The organism is Myroides odoratimimus, assembly GCF_030326305.1.
Taxonomy (GTDB): Bacteria; Bacteroidota; Bacteroidia; order Flavobacteriales; family Flavobacteriaceae; genus Flavobacterium; species Flavobacterium odoratimimum_A.
Genome location: NZ_JACAKB010000026.1, coordinates 1 through 16,953 on the forward strand (window position 1 = coordinate 1; position 16,953 = coordinate 16,953).

General features: G+C 34.2%; 12 protein-coding genes. 6 read left to right on the plus strand and 6 right to left on the minus strand.

Annotated features, from left to right (window positions below):
- The first annotated feature begins 124 nt into the window (after positions 1-124).
- Complete coding sequence (locus tag HX049_RS14875; RefSeq protein ID WP_286416825.1) at positions 125-1,189, plus strand: sensor histidine kinase; 1,065 nt, start codon at positions 125-127, stop codon at positions 1,187-1,189.
- Positions 1,190-1,243: 54 nt separating this feature from the next.
- Here HX049_RS14875 and creD read toward each other — a convergent pair whose 3' ends face one another.
- The 3 genes from creD to HX049_RS14890 are packed head-to-tail and all read right to left on the minus strand — an operon-like array spanning position 1,244 to position 3,518.
- Positions 1,244-2,530 (minus strand): cell envelope integrity protein CreD, encoded by a 1,287-nt coding sequence (gene creD, locus HX049_RS14880; RefSeq protein ID WP_286416826.1) that lies wholly within the window; start codon positions 2,528-2,530, stop codon positions 1,244-1,246.
- Between the two features lie 50 nt (positions 2,531-2,580).
- The gene (locus HX049_RS14885) at positions 2,581-2,880 is read right to left on the minus strand and encodes a winged helix-turn-helix domain-containing protein (RefSeq protein ID WP_041891009.1); all 300 of its coding nucleotides are present in this window, start codon (positions 2,878-2,880) and stop codon (positions 2,581-2,583) included.
- A gap of 14 nt (positions 2,881-2,894) precedes the next feature.
- On the minus strand, positions 2,895-3,518 hold the full coding sequence (locus HX049_RS14890) for a hypothetical protein (protein WP_041891012.1): 624 nt from the start codon (positions 3,516-3,518) through the stop codon (positions 2,895-2,897).
- A gap of 517 nt (positions 3,519-4,035) precedes the next feature.
- On the opposite strand from HX049_RS14890, the gene HX049_RS14895 reads away from it, so the two are divergent.
- Positions 4,036-4,803 (plus strand): N-acetyltransferase, encoded by a 768-nt coding sequence (locus HX049_RS14895; RefSeq protein ID WP_286416829.1) that lies wholly within the window; start codon positions 4,036-4,038, stop codon positions 4,801-4,803.
- Between the two features lie 138 nt (positions 4,804-4,941).
- On the plus strand, positions 4,942-8,376 hold the full coding sequence (locus tag HX049_RS14900; RefSeq protein ID WP_286416830.1) for a methylmalonyl-CoA mutase family protein: 3,435 nt from the start codon (positions 4,942-4,944) through the stop codon (positions 8,374-8,376).
- Positions 8,377-8,854: 478 nt separating this feature from the next.
- On the opposite strand, the gene pheT is transcribed toward HX049_RS14900, so the two are convergent.
- From pheT to HX049_RS14915, 3 genes are all read right to left on the minus strand, one after another.
- Positions 8,855-11,290, minus strand: a complete 2,436-nt coding sequence (gene pheT, locus HX049_RS14905; protein ID WP_286416832.1) for a phenylalanine--tRNA ligase subunit beta — start codon at positions 11,288-11,290, stop codon at positions 8,855-8,857.
- 101 nt (positions 11,291-11,391) lie between these two features.
- Positions 11,392-11,805, minus strand: coding sequence for a thiol-disulfide oxidoreductase DCC family protein (locus HX049_RS14910; RefSeq protein WP_041891022.1), 414 nt, complete (start codon positions 11,803-11,805; stop codon positions 11,392-11,394).
- A complete protein-coding gene (locus HX049_RS14915) occupies positions 11,805-13,979 on the minus strand; it encodes an endonuclease MutS2 (protein WP_025124189.1) in 2,175 nt (724 codons plus the stop codon). The genes HX049_RS14910 and HX049_RS14915 overlap by 1 nt, the downstream gene beginning before the upstream one ends.
- 454 nt (positions 13,980-14,433) lie before the next feature.
- Between HX049_RS14915 and HX049_RS14920 the strand changes: the two genes are divergently transcribed.
- The 3 genes from HX049_RS14920 to HX049_RS14930 all read left to right on the plus strand — a co-directional run bounded on the left by HX049_RS14920 (position 14,434) and on the right by HX049_RS14930 (position 16,849).
- Positions 14,434-14,991, plus strand: a complete 558-nt coding sequence (locus tag HX049_RS14920; protein WP_041891026.1) for a Crp/Fnr family transcriptional regulator — start codon at positions 14,434-14,436, stop codon at positions 14,989-14,991.
- A 65-nt stretch (positions 14,992-15,056) separates the two neighbouring features.
- Positions 15,057-15,455: a DUF3995 domain-containing protein gene (locus tag HX049_RS14925; protein WP_286416834.1), complete on the plus strand. Its 399-nt coding sequence runs from the start codon at positions 15,057-15,059 to the stop codon at positions 15,453-15,455.
- A gap of 128 nt (positions 15,456-15,583) precedes the next feature.
- On the plus strand, positions 15,584-16,849 hold the full coding sequence (locus tag HX049_RS14930) for an acetyl-CoA hydrolase/transferase family protein (protein WP_286416835.1): 1,266 nt from the start codon (positions 15,584-15,586) through the stop codon (positions 16,847-16,849).
- Positions 16,850-16,953 lie beyond the last annotated feature (104 nt).

Genomic DNA, 16,953 nt, shown 5'->3' on the forward strand with positions numbered 1-16,953 from the left:
ATGTGACATCTTTTTGATTGTGTAGGAACTTCAAAAGTAGATGTTTTTTTTCGCCAACAGCGGGGAACATTTGCCCCATGGGGCAAATGTTCCCCGCTGTTCTTTTAAATGCTGTTGCATTTATTTGTTGAATCTAAGTCTGATTAAAAAAGAAGAACAAGGAAATCAACTTGTAAACGAAGTATTAGAATATGCTCATCAAAACAATAATCTAGGATTAGAAAAAGAAACACTTACTGTTCTATTAAAGTACAAAAAAGAGCAATATAATGCCAATTTTGTGAGATACGAGGAGTTGAATAAACTGATACTTGATGAGAATAATGTGATCAAGAATACTTTTGCAAGACTTAGTTTTGAAGCAGATTCGTTAGAACGAGCAAATGCGCAATTACAGAATCAAAAAAGTATGATTACGATGGTAGCTAGTGCTTTATTAGTATTAGCTATAACTATCTTTTTTATCATTCTATTTAGACAAAAAGCAAAGGAAGTATCTTTAGTAAAATTGTTCCAAAAAGATACTGAAAAATATTATGATTCCATTATTAATGTAAACAGTGAGCTAGCAGAAGCACGTAATTTAGAACGTAAGGAAATAGCTAAAGAATTACACGATGGGGTTTTAAATAGACTATTTGTCACTAGATTTTTATTAATGCAAGTGAATAAAGAGTCTGTTGATGAGCATAGAGATTCTTTAATAAATGAAGTGAAACAAGTGGAACAGTATATCAGAGGAGTATCACATGCTTTAGCTAATGATGAGGATTTCAAGGTAAATGAGTTTTCTAAATTGTTAGAAGATCTAGTTTCAATTCAAAACAGAAACGAATCAATTGTGTTTAGTTTAAGTTTGGATCAAGGAATCAATTTTAAAAACTTAAATAACAACTATAAGGTACATATTTATAGAATAGTACAAGAATGTCTACAAAATGTTCATAAACATGCTCAAGCTACTAGGTGTGAGGTGGTTTTTGAAAATTATGCTGATACAAGTTTTAAAGTGTCGATTATTGATAATGGGGTTGGGTTTGATGTTAATATTGTAAAAAAGGGAATAGGGTTTAATAACATTAAGGGAAGAGTTGAGTTTATGGAGAGTAGGATTAATGTTTTAAGTGCAGAGGGCAAGGGAACAAGTATATCATTTGTTATTGATTTAAAAGAATCAGCAGAAGGTTAGAATAGAATCGTAATATAAATTGAAAAAGGACGCTTTTTAGCGTCCTTTTTTCATTTATTCTTCTTCTGTAGAGAAGGTTATTCTTTTAGAAAAATACATTAGTATGGCGATGATGGTGAATAGACCAATACTACCTACTATAAGAGCAGCTTCTTTGAGTTGTAATAAGAAAAATAAAAACGTGTATAAAGCAAATAATAATCCAAAGATAGTTGCTGCAATACGTTTGTTTTTACTCAGTCCATAGATAAATGATGTAATCAAAATTATAGTTGCCGATGCTGAAATAATATACGCTATACTAAAGCCTGTGTATTCTGCAAAAGATAAGAGTAAGACGAAGTTGATACATAGAGCTAATCCTACTAGCGTGTAGTGTAAGATGTTGATACTTAGGTTTTTTATATTCTCCATAAAAAAGAATGTAGCGAAGGTTAAACCTATAAATAGTAAAGCATATTTAGTAGCTCGGTTTACCTTACTATAAAAGTCATTGATTTGTATAAATTTCATTCCAAAACTATAATCTGTCAATTGAGGGATTGTATTTAGATCTGAACTGACAGGTATAGATTGAAAAATTGTCCATTTTGACTGCTCGTTTACGCTTTGTTTTTCATCGTTATCAGGTAGATAATTTCCAATATATTTGATATCCTTATAGTCAGAAGAGACATTGACATTAGTCTGTTTAGCAGTAGCTAGAAAGTTAATTTCTGTAGACCCCTTTAACTGAATAGGGAAATTAATATTACTCAGATCTATATCCTCTTTATTGATATCGTAACTTAAAAAAGCAATACTAGAATTGATTCTTAAAGATCTATCCTGCTCAAAGTATTGTTGAGGGTTTTTATTGATAAGAATCTCTTGAGTGAAACCTTTACTGTCTGATACAGAGAAGACAATCTTTGCATTTGTAAATGCTTCCTTATCTACTAGATTTAACTTAGACGCTAATTCATCTAGAGTAGGGAAGCTAGCTTTTACATTTAAGTTAGTATTATAAAGTGCTACTTCATATAAGCTTCTTTTCTTAATTTGTGTTTTTATATCACCTGTAAAGTCTTGTTTGATTGGAGTTTGTAAATAACTATTTAATTGTTTCATTACTTTTCCATCTTCAGTAAGATGATTAGTATAGTATTCTACCAGGACAAAAGGCCCATATATGGTTTGTTTTTGTCCCCATTTAGAGGTTACTTCAGTTGTTACTTCATTCTGAAAACTTTCACGTTCAGAGATTAGACTACTGATAAAAGGTAGTGTGATAAGTAACATAAGAGATAATACACTGATTATAACTCCTTTGATCATTGGTTTGTAATTTTCTTTTTTCATATTCTTAAAGTTGAAAGTACTTTGTTTTTCAAAGTTAATGGGTAAAAAAATTATTTAAGCTTTTTAATTAAATTTTCTAAATAGGCTAGGTGTTGTTTAAAGGCAAACTTACCTTCTTCAGTTACAGTATAAGTAGTATTTGTTTTTCTACCAACAAATCCTTTTGTAACAGTTATATAATCATTTTCTTCTAGATTCTTTAAATGAGAGGCAAGGTTTCCATCTGTTAGGTCCAGATATTCTTTTAGATCTTTAAACGATAGAGAATCATTGACCATTAATCCACTCATAATACCTACACGGATACGATTGTCAAAGACTTTGTTTAATTTTTCTAAATCGAATTTCATATATCTGTTATAATTTATTTATCGTACTTATTCCATAAAATAATTCCGTAAAGCAAATGTACTAAACCGAACCCTATTGCCCATAGTAAAAGTGTGTAATCTAAGAAATAGAACGCTAGTAAACCTAAGACTATTTCTAGTGCAGCGATTGTTTTCACTTCTTTTACAGTGTCTTCTTGCACACTAAATAATGCTAACCCATAGAATAATAATGTAGTAGGTAAAGCAAGTTGTAGTAAATGATACTTATACAATATTAAGCATAGAATTCCTGCTATTATTAGTGGAATAGAGAAGCGTACTAATAATCGCTTAGTAACTTGATTTAAAAATGATTTACCTTGTTTACGTGTTTTGCGTATTGTAAAGTAAAACCCACCTACCACAGCAATGACAAAGGTAGCGATAGCTAGCACTAGTAGCATTTCTGCAGTATAAGCAGTTTGGTACGGATCTTCTAGTGTTAGATTTTCATAAGAGTACGTAGAACTTGTCTGCCAATAGTATAAAACACTTGCCGCAAGAAGTCCGCATAGACCTACCCATATACCACTCCAACCACTAAGGCTTAAAAACTTAGTAGAGCGCTCCATTATCGACTTGATTTGATTTAAATCTTCAATAGCTTTATTTGTCATAGTAAAAGTACTTTGAAATACAAAGTTAGTAAAATAATGATATGTGCAACAAAAAAGTGAATATTTATTTTAAAGGCTATAAATCTATACTAATACGTTCCATTATAATCATAAAAGAGTATTTATAGTTAATTCAAAAATCATGTAGATATTATGTGAGTTTGCTTGTTTTGATAAGTAAATTAGGTGTAATAAATATCTTTAACTTAAAAAAACAAAGAAATTATTGAAAAGATAATTGTGAGAAAATAGGCAGTGGTCGCATAGTTATCGCATAGTGATGGCATACTGCTCGCATATTTTTGATGGTTTTTTATGTGACCACTATGCGATAGAAATGTAATCATTATACTATTATGGTAATATAAATACTTTTTAAAATCATTGATATCTATGTTTACTAGAAGTTGTTCTGTTTGTAGGTAGGCGTTTGAGCAGTATTTTATGTCAGTTTACGTTTAAATGAAAGAATCATAAAGAGTAAATTTGTTACTTGCAGTCAATTTAATAATGAATTATGACACAGATTACTTCCTATATTTTTTCCACAGCTAAAGCTTTGACAGAAGAGCAGAGTATAGACTATAATCATCAAGTAGATCAGTTTAATGTTTGGCCTGCTTATGTATTAGCTGATAACGTGAATCTAACATATTGGGATAGCATATATGAGTTGTTCGCTGATTATCAGTTTTATCTTTTAGAAGGAGATATAGTTGTTGGTAATGGAAATTGTATTCCACTTCATCTTACCGCAGAAGAGTTAGCTGACTTACCTGATGGAGGATGGGATTGGGCTTTAAAAAAAGCTGTTAAAGATCATGAGAAAGGATTAACCCCAAATACACTTTGCGCATTACAGATTGGACTCAATAAGAATTATCAAGGTAAAGGCATTAGTCATCAACTAATTCAATATATGAAAAGCATTGCTTTGTCTACAGAGATGAATGCTTTTATACTACCCATTAGACCTAATTTAAAGACAAACTTTCCTTTGATTCCAATGGATGATTATATCCAATGGGAGAATGAAGAAGGCTTGCCTTATGATGCATGGATACGTACACATATAAAAGGAGGAGCTCATATCGTGAAGGTTTGTCAGCGTTCTATGGTTGTTGAAGGAAGTATCGCCGAATGGGAAGAGTGGACTAATATGAAGTTTAGAAGCTCTGGTCAATACATCTTACCTGTATTGCTTAATCCTATTCAGATAGATTTAGCAATGGATAAAGGCGAATATATCGAACCTAATTTATGGATGAGATATGAATTAGATTAACTCTGTAGGATTGTATAACGGGGTATAGGGGAGAATTATGTGTTGTTGATTTAAGGATAAGTAACTCAAATCTTTTGAGGGGAGTAGTGAAATTAGCGAATATTTATTATATTGGCATTCTACAAAAACTAAAAAATTATGCAACAAAATACACCCTATACGCCTACTAACAAGGTGCGTATAGTTACTGCGGCGGCTTTATTTGATGGCCATGATGCGGCGATTAATATTATGCGTCGTATTATCCAATCAACAGGATGTGAGGTTATTCACTTAGGACATGATAAGAGCGTTGAAGAGGTAGTGAATACAGCTATCCAAGAAGATGCTAATGCGATTGCAATGACTTCATATCAAGGAGGTCATAACGAGTATTTTAAATATATGTACGACCTGCTACAAGAAAAAGGAGCAGGACATATCCGAATCGTTGGAGGAGGAGGAGGAGTAATTCTTCCTAGTGAGATAAAAGAGTTAATGGATTACGGTATCACACGCTTATATTCTCCAGATGATGGACGTGCGATGGGATTACAAGGAATGATTAACGATATGGTAGGAAAGGCTGACTATCCTACAATGGACTTACAATTACCAGAAGGAAAAGATGTTTATCAATCTCTAGCAGATAAAGATGTTACTACGATTGCTCGTTTAATTTCGTTAGCTGAAAATAGAGAAGAAGATTTCCTTAAAGTATTCCAATACGACGAAAAGAAACATAAGAATACACCTATATTAGGTATTACAGGAACGGGTGGAGCAGGTAAGTCATCTATGGTAGATGAGTTAGTTCGTCGTTTCTTGATTGACTTCCCTGAAAAAACAGTTGCACTAGTGTCTGTTGACCCTTCTAAGCGTAAGACAGGAGGAGCTTTATTAGGAGACCGTATTCGTATGAACTCGATTAATAATCCTCGTGTATTTATGCGTTCTCTGGCTACTCGTCAGTCTAACTTAGCGTTATCTCGTTATGTTGAAGAAACACTTCAAGTACTTCAGGTTGCTAATTATGACTTAATTATTCTTGAAACTTCGGGGATTGGTCAGTCAGATACAGAGATTTTAGACCACTCAGATGCCTCTTTATACATTATGACTCCAGAGTTTGGAGCGGCTACTCAGTTAGAGAAAATTGATATGCTTGACTTCGCTGATATCGTTGCAATCAATAAATTTGATAAGCGTGGAGCATTAGATGCAATTAGAGATGTAAAGAAACAATACCAACGCAACCATAACTTATGGGATGTAAACCCAGACGAAATGCCTGTATTTGGCACAATTGCTTCTCAGTTTAATGATCCAGGTACCAATGCTTTATATAAAGCAATTATGGATAAAGTGGTAGAGAAAACGGGAGCAGACTTAACGTCTAGTTTCGAAATCACTAAGGAGATGAGTGAGAAGGTATTTGTAATACCTCCTAACCGTACACGTTACTTATCTGAGATAGCGGAGAACAACCGTAAATATGATGAGACGGTATTAACTCAAAAAGAGGTAGCTCAGAAGCTATACGGTATTTTTAAAACAGTAGAAACAGTAGCTGGTAAATTGCCAGAAATAGATAAGTCAGGAATCGTAGAAGAAACAATAACTTCTAAAGATGCTGATACACAATTGTTCATCAACCTTCTATTAAAGGAATTTGACAAGGTGAAGATGAACTTAGATCCTTATAACTGGGAAGTGATTCTGACATGGGATCAGAAGGTGAACAAGTATAAAAAACCTGTGTACTCATTCAAAGTACGTGATAAGGAAATCAAGATTGCGACGCATTCAGAGAGTTTATCACATTTACAGATTCCTAAGATTGCACTGCCTAAGTATGAAGCTTGGGGAGATATCTTACGCTGGTCATTACAAGAGAATGTACCAGGAGAATTTCCGTTTACTTCAGGACTTTATCCGTTTAAGCGTGAAGGAGAAGATCCTACACGTATGTTTGCAGGAGAAGGAGGGCCAGAGCGTACCAATAGACGTTTTCACTATGTGTCATTAGGTATGCCTGCTAAACGTCTATCTACTGCATTTGACTCTGTGACTTTATATGGTAATGATCCAGGACACCGCCCTGATATTTATGGTAAGATTGGTAATGCTGGGGTTTCTATCTGTTGTTTAGATGATGCGAAGAAGTTGTATTCAGGGTTTAACCTAGCGCATGCTTTGACATCAGTATCGATGACTATTAACGGGCCAGCACCAATGTTATTAGGATTCTTTATGAATGCTGCTATTGATCAACAGTGTGAAATCTATATCAAAGACAATGACTTAGTGGCTGAAGTTGAAGCAAAGATTGAAGCTATTTATAAAGCAAAAGGTGTAGAGAGACCTCGTTATAATGGTGAATTACCAGAGGGGAACGACGGTCTTGGATTGATGCTTTTAGGGGTAACAGGAGATCAAGTATTACCAAAAGAGGTGTACGCTGAGATTAAAAAGAATACGTTATCACAAGTGCGTGGTACGGTACAAGCGGATATCTTAAAAGAAGATCAAGCTCAGAATACTTGTATCTTCTCTACGGAGTTTGCACTTCGTTTAATGGGAGATGTACAAGAGTACTTCATTGAGAAAAATGTGCGTAACTTCTACTCTGTGTCTATCTCAGGATACCACATTGCAGAAGCTGGAGCTAACCCTATTACACAGTTGGCATTTACATTAGCGAATGGATTTACTTATGTAGAGTACTACTTAAGTAGAGGAATGGATATTAATGACTTCGGGCCAAACTTATCGTTCTTCTTCTCGAATGGTATTGATCCGGAGTATGCAGTAATTGGTCGTGTAGCGCGTCGTATTTGGGCAAAAGCACTGAAGAACAAGTATGGTGCTAATGAACGTGCACAGATGCTTAAATATCATATTCAGACTTCAGGGCGTTCATTACACGCACAAGAGATTGACTTTAATGATATCCGTACTACACTTCAAGCGTTGTATGCTATCTATGACAACTGTAATTCACTTCACACTAACGCGTATGACGAGGCTATTACGACTCCTACGGAAGAATCTGTGCGTAGAGCTATGGCAATACAGTTAATCATAAATAAAGAGCTAGGATTGGCTAAAAACGAGAATCCAATACAAGGGTCATTTATTATTGAAGAATTAACGGATTTAGTAGAGGCTGCTGTATTAGCAGAATTTGATAGAATTACAGAAAGAGGAGGAGTGTTAGGAGCAATGGAGACCATGTACCAACGTTCTAAGATTCAAGAAGAGTCATTGTATTATGAAACATTAAAACACAATGGTACGTTCCCTATTATTGGAGTGAATACTTTCTTGAGTTCTAAAGGATCTCCAACAGTAGTTCCTGCTGAAGTTATCCGTGCAACAGAAGAGGAGAAACTATTCCAAATCAAGACAAAAGAGAATTTGAATAAGGCTAATGAGGCTTTAGTAAAAGAAGAATTAGAGCGTATTCAAGAGGTAGCTATTCAAAATGGCAATATATTCGAAGCGCTAATGGATGCTTCTAAAGTCTGTTCGTTAGGTCAGATTACTTCAGCATTGTTTGAAGTAGGAGGGCAGTACAGACGTAATATGTAAGATTAATTTCTCGCTTATTTATATAAAGCCTGTGGACTGAGTGTTCACAGGCTTTTTTTTGGTTTTTGGTGACTAGTATAGACGCAGTACTTTGCGTGTCACACAAGTTAAGAACACATCTAAAAGATGTATTATGTGACACGGAAGATATTCCGTCTCTACCTTATGTAGATTGTATTTTGACCTACTATTGTATTGCTTACAATGGAGTGATATGACATATATTATGTGATACGGAAGATATTCCGTCTCTACCTTATGTAGGTTGTAGTTTGACCTAGTGCTATATTACTTACAATGGAGTAATACGACATATATTATGTGACACAGAAGATATTCCGTCTCTACCCCTTATGTAGATTGTGGAAATATGATGTGGGTACATGTTGCAAAATATGCAGAATCTAGGATGCACAAAAAAACGCCCTGCTAAAGATCTAGCAGGGCGTTTTTAAATATATACTATAAACGATTAGTATTATCTCAATTGAGCTTGTAAAACATTTTCTAATTGGTATTTTACTTTACCCATGATTTTATCTACTTGACTATCAGTAAGTGTTTTTGTAACATCTTCCATGATAATAGAGATAGCGTATGATTTCTTACCATCTTCGATTTTTTCTCCTTGGTAAACATCAAATAGAGTTACGTCTTTGATGACTGCTTTATCTACTTGTTTTACTAGGTTATAGATCTCTTCGAAAGTTACTGCTTCGTTGATTAATAAAGCATAATCACGTTTAACTGAAGGGAATTTATTGATTTCAGCAATTTTGATTTTAGCAGAAACAACTTTTAATACATTATCCCAGTTAAATTCAGCGTAACAAACTTCTTGTTTGATATCAAAGTGTTTTGTTACTGATTTTTTCAGAATACCGAACTCTACGATTAATTCTTTTCCTATATAGTAAGCAATACCTTCTGAGAATAAATCTGATTCTACAGGTTGAGTACTTATCTTATTTAAGCCTAAACGAGTGATAATACCGTTGATGTATCCCTTGAAGTCAAAGAAGCTAATTGGTTTTTGCTCAGAGTTCCAGCTTGCTTTAGTGATATTACCTGTAGCAAATACTGAAAAACGTTTGTATTCTTCGAAGTTGTTAAGCATCTTGTGGTATGTTTTACCAAACTCGAAGAATTTTAAATCACCACGTTTTCTATTTACGTTGTAAGAGATAGACTCTAATCCTCCGAATAATAATGACTGTCTCATTACTGATAAGTCATGACTTAGTGGGTTAAGGATATCTACTTGGTAATTAGATTTAATATTTTCGCTTAACTCTGTGTAATCAGGAGTTGTTAATGAGTTATTCATAATCTCATTAAACCCTTGTGCTACCAATTGCTGAGCCACAATATTTGTTACTCTATGATCTTCTGTTCTAGAACTATTAGCGATAGTTGCATTTAATTTAGAAGAGAAAGTAATGTTGTTAAATCCATATACTCTCAAGATTTCTTCTATAACGTCAATCTCTCTAGTTACATCAGCACGATAAGCAGGAACAGTAATACCTATACCTACATCAGACATACTGTGAACTTTAATATCTAATGATACTAAGATTTTCTTGATTGTTTCTTTAGAAATTTCTTCTCCTAATAATCTATTGATATTATTGAAGTTTAAGAATACAGAATGTTCTTCTACTTTCTTAGGGTATAAGTCGATAATATCAGAAGTGATTTCTCCACCAGCTACTTGTTGGATTAATAAAGCGGCATGTTTAAGAGCATATTCAGTAATAGCAGGGTCAACACCTCTCTCAAAACGGAAAGATGAATCTGTATTAAGACCATGTCTTTTTGCTGCTTTTCTTACCGTAACCGGATTAAAATAAGCACTTTCTAAGAAAATATTTGATGTGCTTTCAGAAACAGCAGATTTGCTACCTCCGAATACACCTGCCATACACATTGGTCCATTCTCATCACAGATCATTAAGTCATCTTCGTGAAGAGTTCTTTCTACTCCGTCTAGAGTTACGAACTTAGTACCTGCGGCAACAGTTTTTACGATTACTTTACCACCTTTTATTTTAGCAGCATCAAAAGCATGTAATGGTTGTCCTAAATCGTGTAAAACGTAATTGGTAACGTCTACGATATTGTTTTTAGGAGTAATACCGATTGCTTTCAATCTATTTTGTAACCAGTCTGGAGAAGGTTTTACTTCTATGCCAGAGATTGTTACACCACAGTAACGAGGTGCTTTTTTATAGTCTTCAACACTAACATCAATCTTAAGTGTTCTTCTTTCAACTTTAAATTTGCTAACAGAAGGAGTGATTAATTCTTTGTGTTGAGTTTCTTCTTTAGAATTTTGTAGTAGACCAGCTCTTAAGTCACGTGCTACTCCCCAGTGGCTCATAGCATCAGAGCGGTTAGGAGTAAGACCGATTTCAAAAACTTCGTCTGTAGCGATATTAAATAAAGTAGCAGCTGGTGTTCCTGGCTCCCATTTATCTTCTAAAACTAAAATACCGCTTCCATCTGTACCTAAACCAAGTTCTACTTCAGAACAAATCATACCAAAGCTTTCTTCTCCACGAATCTTGCCTTTTTTGATTTGGAATGCATTTCCTTCTGCATCGAACAATTCTGTACCAATAGTAGCAACCGGTACTTTTTGCCCTGCAGCAACGTTCGGCGCACCACATACGATTTGTACTGGCTCACCTGTTCCTAAATCAACTTTTGTTACGTTTAATTTGTCTGCATTTGGATGTTTTGTACAAGATAATACGTGTCCAACAACAACTCCTCTTAGACCACCTTTAAGACTCTCATATGTAGTGATTCCTTCTACCTCAAGACCTAAGTCTGTTAAGATTTCTGAAGTTTCTTCTGGTGTTATGTCTAATTTAATGAATTGTTTTAACCAATTGTATGAAATATGCATTCGAGAATATTTTTTTATAAGTACGCAAATATACGCATTGCCAAAGTTTAAGTAAAATTATTTGTGATGAAAAAATCACAAATTAGCGTTAAGTGAAGAAATTATAGAAATTTCTGTTTAATATCCTCACTTGGTATCATACAGCTTTCTTTTTTTCCATACCATTTGTATCTGTTTTTAGCGATATATTCGTATAGAGCATCTGTGATACCTGTTGGTAAGAATGAGAATATGCCGATCAGGGAGTACTTTCCTCCTAGAGCAGAAGCAATCTCAAAGGCAGCTTTTGATTTGATAAAATAGGCTACACCTGGTTCATATAGAACGATGCTGTCTATCTTAGTACGATCAATACCGATATAGTTTAGAATCTCTTTCCCTTTTTCTGAATCTAAGGCTACGAATCTAAACTGATCTTGTTGATCTGCTTTAATAACCTTATTGACGGTGCTGTCGCATAAATTGCAAACACCGTCAAATAAGATAATTTTTTTATTGCGAGGTATATCTAACATTATTTTTTGCGTTCTACCATTTCTAGTTGATCAAGGCTTACTTTAGATGTAAAGATACCATAATTAACTGTTGCTTTATTTTTTTCGATTACATCGATTGTTCCCACTGAACGACCATCTATCATACGAACGCGATCTCCCACTTTAAGAGGGAAGTTGGTTTTCTTCTGTGCATCTTGTAGTTGCTTTTTCGCCTTTTCTTCTTTCTTCTCTTTGCGAATCACTTCTACTTTTTGCTCCACTTCCTTAATTAGCTCTTTTTGTTGAGCTTCTTTTTCTTTCTTCTCTTTTATGGTAACCTTCTTGCGTTTAGAATTTTCAATTTCAACTACTTTTAGAACTTCTCCAAAAAGAGTTTTCTTACTTTTATTATTAAAGTATTTTTCAGACAAATCATCTAAGCGTTGACCTAGAGCTACTAAACGTTGATTAGAATCAAATAATTCCTGATAACGCTCTAGTTTCTCTTGAATTTTAGCATTGATGGTCTCCATTTTCTTACTCTCATCCCTTGCCTTAGTCTCTTCCTCTTTTAAGTTCTGAGAAGTACGTTCTAGTTTATGTCTTTCTTTCTGTAGATTAGCGATAGTCTTGTCAAATCTAACTTTATCTCCTTCTACTTTTTTCTTGGCTCTATTAATTAGGCTAAACGGAATACCATTTTTCTGTGCAACTTCGAAGGTAAACGAACTACCTGCTTGTCCAACGTTTAGTTTATACATTGGTTCTAATGATTTCTCATCAAATAGCATATTGGCATTCGTAGCATTCGGTAACTCATCTGCTAGTATTTTTAGATTCGTATAGTGAGTGGTAATAATACCATATGCCTCTCTATCATAGAACTCCTCTAAGAATACTTCTGCTAATGCACCTCCTAGTTCTGGATCAGATCCTGTACCAAACTCATCAATTAAGAATAGCGTATTATCGTTACATTTCTTTAAGAAATAGTTCATATTCTTAAGTCTATAACTGTAAGTACTTAGGTGATTCTCTATAGACTGATTATCTCCAATATCTGTTAGTATTCTATCGAATAAGAATGTTTTACTTCTTTCGTGTACCGGAATAAGTAATCCAGACTGTAACATCAGTTGTAATAATCCTACTGTTTTTAGTGTGATACTCTTACCACCAGCATTTGGTCCAGAGATAACGATTATTCTACTGTTTTGCTCTAGATTAATTGTTTGTGGATAGGTAGGTTTATTCTTCGCTCTATTGTTTAACAGTAAAATAGGGTGATAAGCCTCTCTAAAGTACATTTCTCTTTCTTTGCTAATCTCAGGAAGTAAACCGTTGATTTTATTAGCATACTTCGCTTTTCCAGCAGTAACGTCGATATAGGTTAAGAAGCTTTGATACTCTAAAAGTAGATCTCTAAAAGGGCGAATAGCATCTGTTAGGTTTTTTAGAATACGTACGATTTCTTCGCGTTCTTCATACTCTAGGTTGTTTAACTCTCTAGAGAATCTCAAAGTAGCTTCAGGTTCGATATAGACAATACTTCCCGTTTTAGACGTTCCTAATACACTTCCTTTTACTTTACGTCTATGCATAGCAATTACTGCTAGTACACGTCTGTTTTCTACCACCGTTTCTCTGATATCGTCTAGATACCCAGAACTGTTGTATTGTGTAAGTGCTGCGCCAAAACTTTGGTTTATTTTACCACGAACTATATTGATGTTTTTGCGGATATTCAATAAATCTAACGAAGCATTGTCTTTGATTTCACCATATTTATCCAGGACATTATCTATTTCTTTAAGAATAGATTTTTCTAAAGGCGTTTGTTCTGCCTCATGGTATAAATTAGGATAGTACTCTTCGAATTTTTTTAAATAAGAGATTAGGGTAATTGTGGTGTCTGTTAGGGTTTGTATCTTTTTAAAGCTACTTACTTCTAAGAAACTATTTTCTATTCCTAAAAACTTTAATTCGTAGTCTATACTGTCAAAGTAGTGATTCGGGATAATGTTATTATTGGTAAATGAAGAAACGTATTCTGAAGTCTGCTTTAATGCTCTCATCGTTCCTGCTTCTGTTTTAAGCGGGCATATCTCCATAGCAGCTTCTTTACCAGCCTCTGTAGTACAAAGGGCTGATACTGTTTCTAATACCGTGTTGAATTCTAAATCTTGTAATGTTTTTTTGTTTATTGATGTCATTTTATTAAAATGAGAATATGTACAAAAATAACATTATTTGAGTGAATTAAAGATTTTTAATTCATTACAGACACAATTTTATACGAATGGTGTAGTAATAGGTGCTAAAATAAATTATAATTCTGTAGGCTATTATAGAGCAGTTAGAATTGTAATTTGATATAAACTGCTTTGCAATGAGTCCGTACTGTGTCCGTTATTAGTCCGTAGTGAGTCCGTAGTGAGTCCGTTATTTGAGGCGAATTAACGGAGTTGCTATGAAAGCACTATTCATTTATGAAGTATTCATTAGAAGTAAGGTGGTAGATAAAGGGCTTGAAGAGTATAGGTGTTTACTATTTTAGGGAATAGAATAATATTGCCGTTTTTAGTAGATTAAAACAGGGTATATTCTTGTTTTGATTTATAGAAGGATATTTTACATTTGATAAGTCATTAATACACGTAGAAGAAAATGCAAAGTAACCATTTTGTCGATAGATTATTAGAGGATTTACAGGATAGTATAATTTATAGAACGCTAACAAAAGGGGAAGAAATTCTTCAATTGGGGGAAATTTGTGATTATGTAGGAATTGTTCGTAAAGGATGCTTGAGGATGTATTATATAGATGCAGAAGGGGATGATGTATCTTTTGCATTTTATCTGTCTAATCATATATTTACTAACTATGAAGGTGTGCTGACTAATGCACCATCCCAATTAACCATTGTGGCTACAGAGGAGACAGAAGTAGAGCTAATCCGTAAGTCAGATCTCTTTGCGTATTATGAAACATCTATAGAGGCACAATTACTAGGTAGAAGAATGGCAGAGTTGATTTTCTTAGAAGCAAAGAAAAGAATAGACTTTCTCTTGTTCTTAAACCCAGAACAACGCTATTTACAGTTGATAGAGAGTACTCCTGAGGTGTTTAAATGTATTCCACAAAAGTATATTGCAAGCTATATAGGGGTGAAACCTCAGTCTCTGTCTCGAATACGAAAAAGATTAAACGAAAAAGGATATTAACTTAAGTGAATGTTTTAGAGAAAAGGAAGGATGAACTTTGTGGTCATAATATTTAATAGATGACAATGAGTTTAGAAGTAATGATTAAGATAGTGAATACCCTTATTTTCTCATTTCTATCAGCCGTACATATTTATTGGGCACTTGGTGGTACATGGGGTGTAGTAGGGGTACTTCCTACAAAAAATGGAGAGAGAAAATTAAATCCTTCACCTTTAGGTACTTTAGTAGTGGCGAGTGGCTTAGCTGTGTTTGCAGGAATTAGTCTAGGTGATGTATCAGCTTATAAATGGGTTTATTTGGTTATGGGAATTCTATTTGGATTGAGAGCGATAGGAGATTTTAATTATGTAGGGGTATTTAAAAAAGTGAAAAATAGTGTATTTGCTAAAAAAGATACGACGATATTCATTCCTCTTTGTTTTTATTTGTCACTTAGTAATATATTTTTATATATGTCCTAAAAATCAGTGAATACAAGTGTTAACTGATATAAATCAGTTGATTTCTGATTTAAAAATACGTATTTTGGAAATGTTTTCTAAATAGAAGAAACACCTTAGATGTTTAATTATTTTCAAGCATTTTTAATATGAGATATGTATCAGCTTCAGAAGCCGCTAAAGTTATAAAATCAGGAGACCGAATTTATGTACATGCCGCTGCTGCAACTCCTAATATATTAACCAAAGCAATTAGTGATAGAGCGGAAGAACTGCGCAATGTAGAGTTTTGTCATATTCATACAGAAGGGGCAGCTCCTTATGCTGATCCTGCCTTATCAGAGAGCTTTCATGTGAACTCTTTCTTTATTGGTAAGAACGTTCGGCATACTATTGCCGCTGGTAATGGTTCTTATATTCCTGTTTTTCTTAGCGAAGTACCTAATCTGTTTCGCAAAGGAGCTTTAAAAGTAGATGTAGTTCTTATACAGGTATCACCACCAGATGAACACGGTTTTTGTTCATTAGGTACATCAGTAGAAGCTACTGTTGCCGCTATGGAGTGTGCAAAAGTAGTAATCGCTCAAGTAAATAAATATATGCCACGTACTTTCGGAGATAGTGTATTGCACATATCTAAGATAGATATGGCGGTAGAATATCATACTGCTATCTATGCACAGAAACAAGCCGTTATTACAGATACAGAAGCGCTAATAGGAGATCATGTGGCTGCTCTGATAGAAGACGAGAGTACATTACAGATGGGGATAGGTTCTATTCCTAATGCAGTATTGTCTAGACTTACTAATCACAAGAATTTAGGATTGCACACAGAGATGTTTTCTGATGGTGTAATTGATTTAATAGAGAGTGGTGTAATTGACTGTTCTAAGAAAACAATAGCTAAAGGAAGGGCTCTAGCAACTTTCTTAATAGGATCAGAACGTTTATATAAATTTGTGGATAACAACCCGTTTATCGTAATGAAGGAGTCTAGTTATGTAAACGATACGGCTATTATTCGTCAGAACCCAAAAGTAGTAGCGATTAACTCCGCATTAGAAGTAGATGTGACAGGGCAGATTTGTGCTGATTCTCTAGGGGTACATATGTATTCTGGAGTAGGAGGACAGATGGATTTTGTGAGAGGAGCTTCTTTGAGTAAAGGTGGAAAGGCAATTATAGCCTTATCTTCTACTAGTAATAAAGGGCATAATCGTATCGTACCTTTCTTAAAACAAGGAGCGGGAGTGGTGACTACTCGTGCCCATGCACAGTATATCGTTACAGAATATGGAGTAGCAGACTTGTATGGCAAGACGTTGAAACAACGTGTAGATGCAATGGTGGAGATTGCTCACCCTGATTTCAGAGAAGAAATTCTCAAAACTTATCACGACAGTATCAAATAGTTTTTATAATTGATTACAAAAGAAAACCAGCGTCATAATTGGTTTTCTGACCTAGAGCATTATCGCTATTAAGGGTATTTCCTATAGTTAACAATTATTTGATT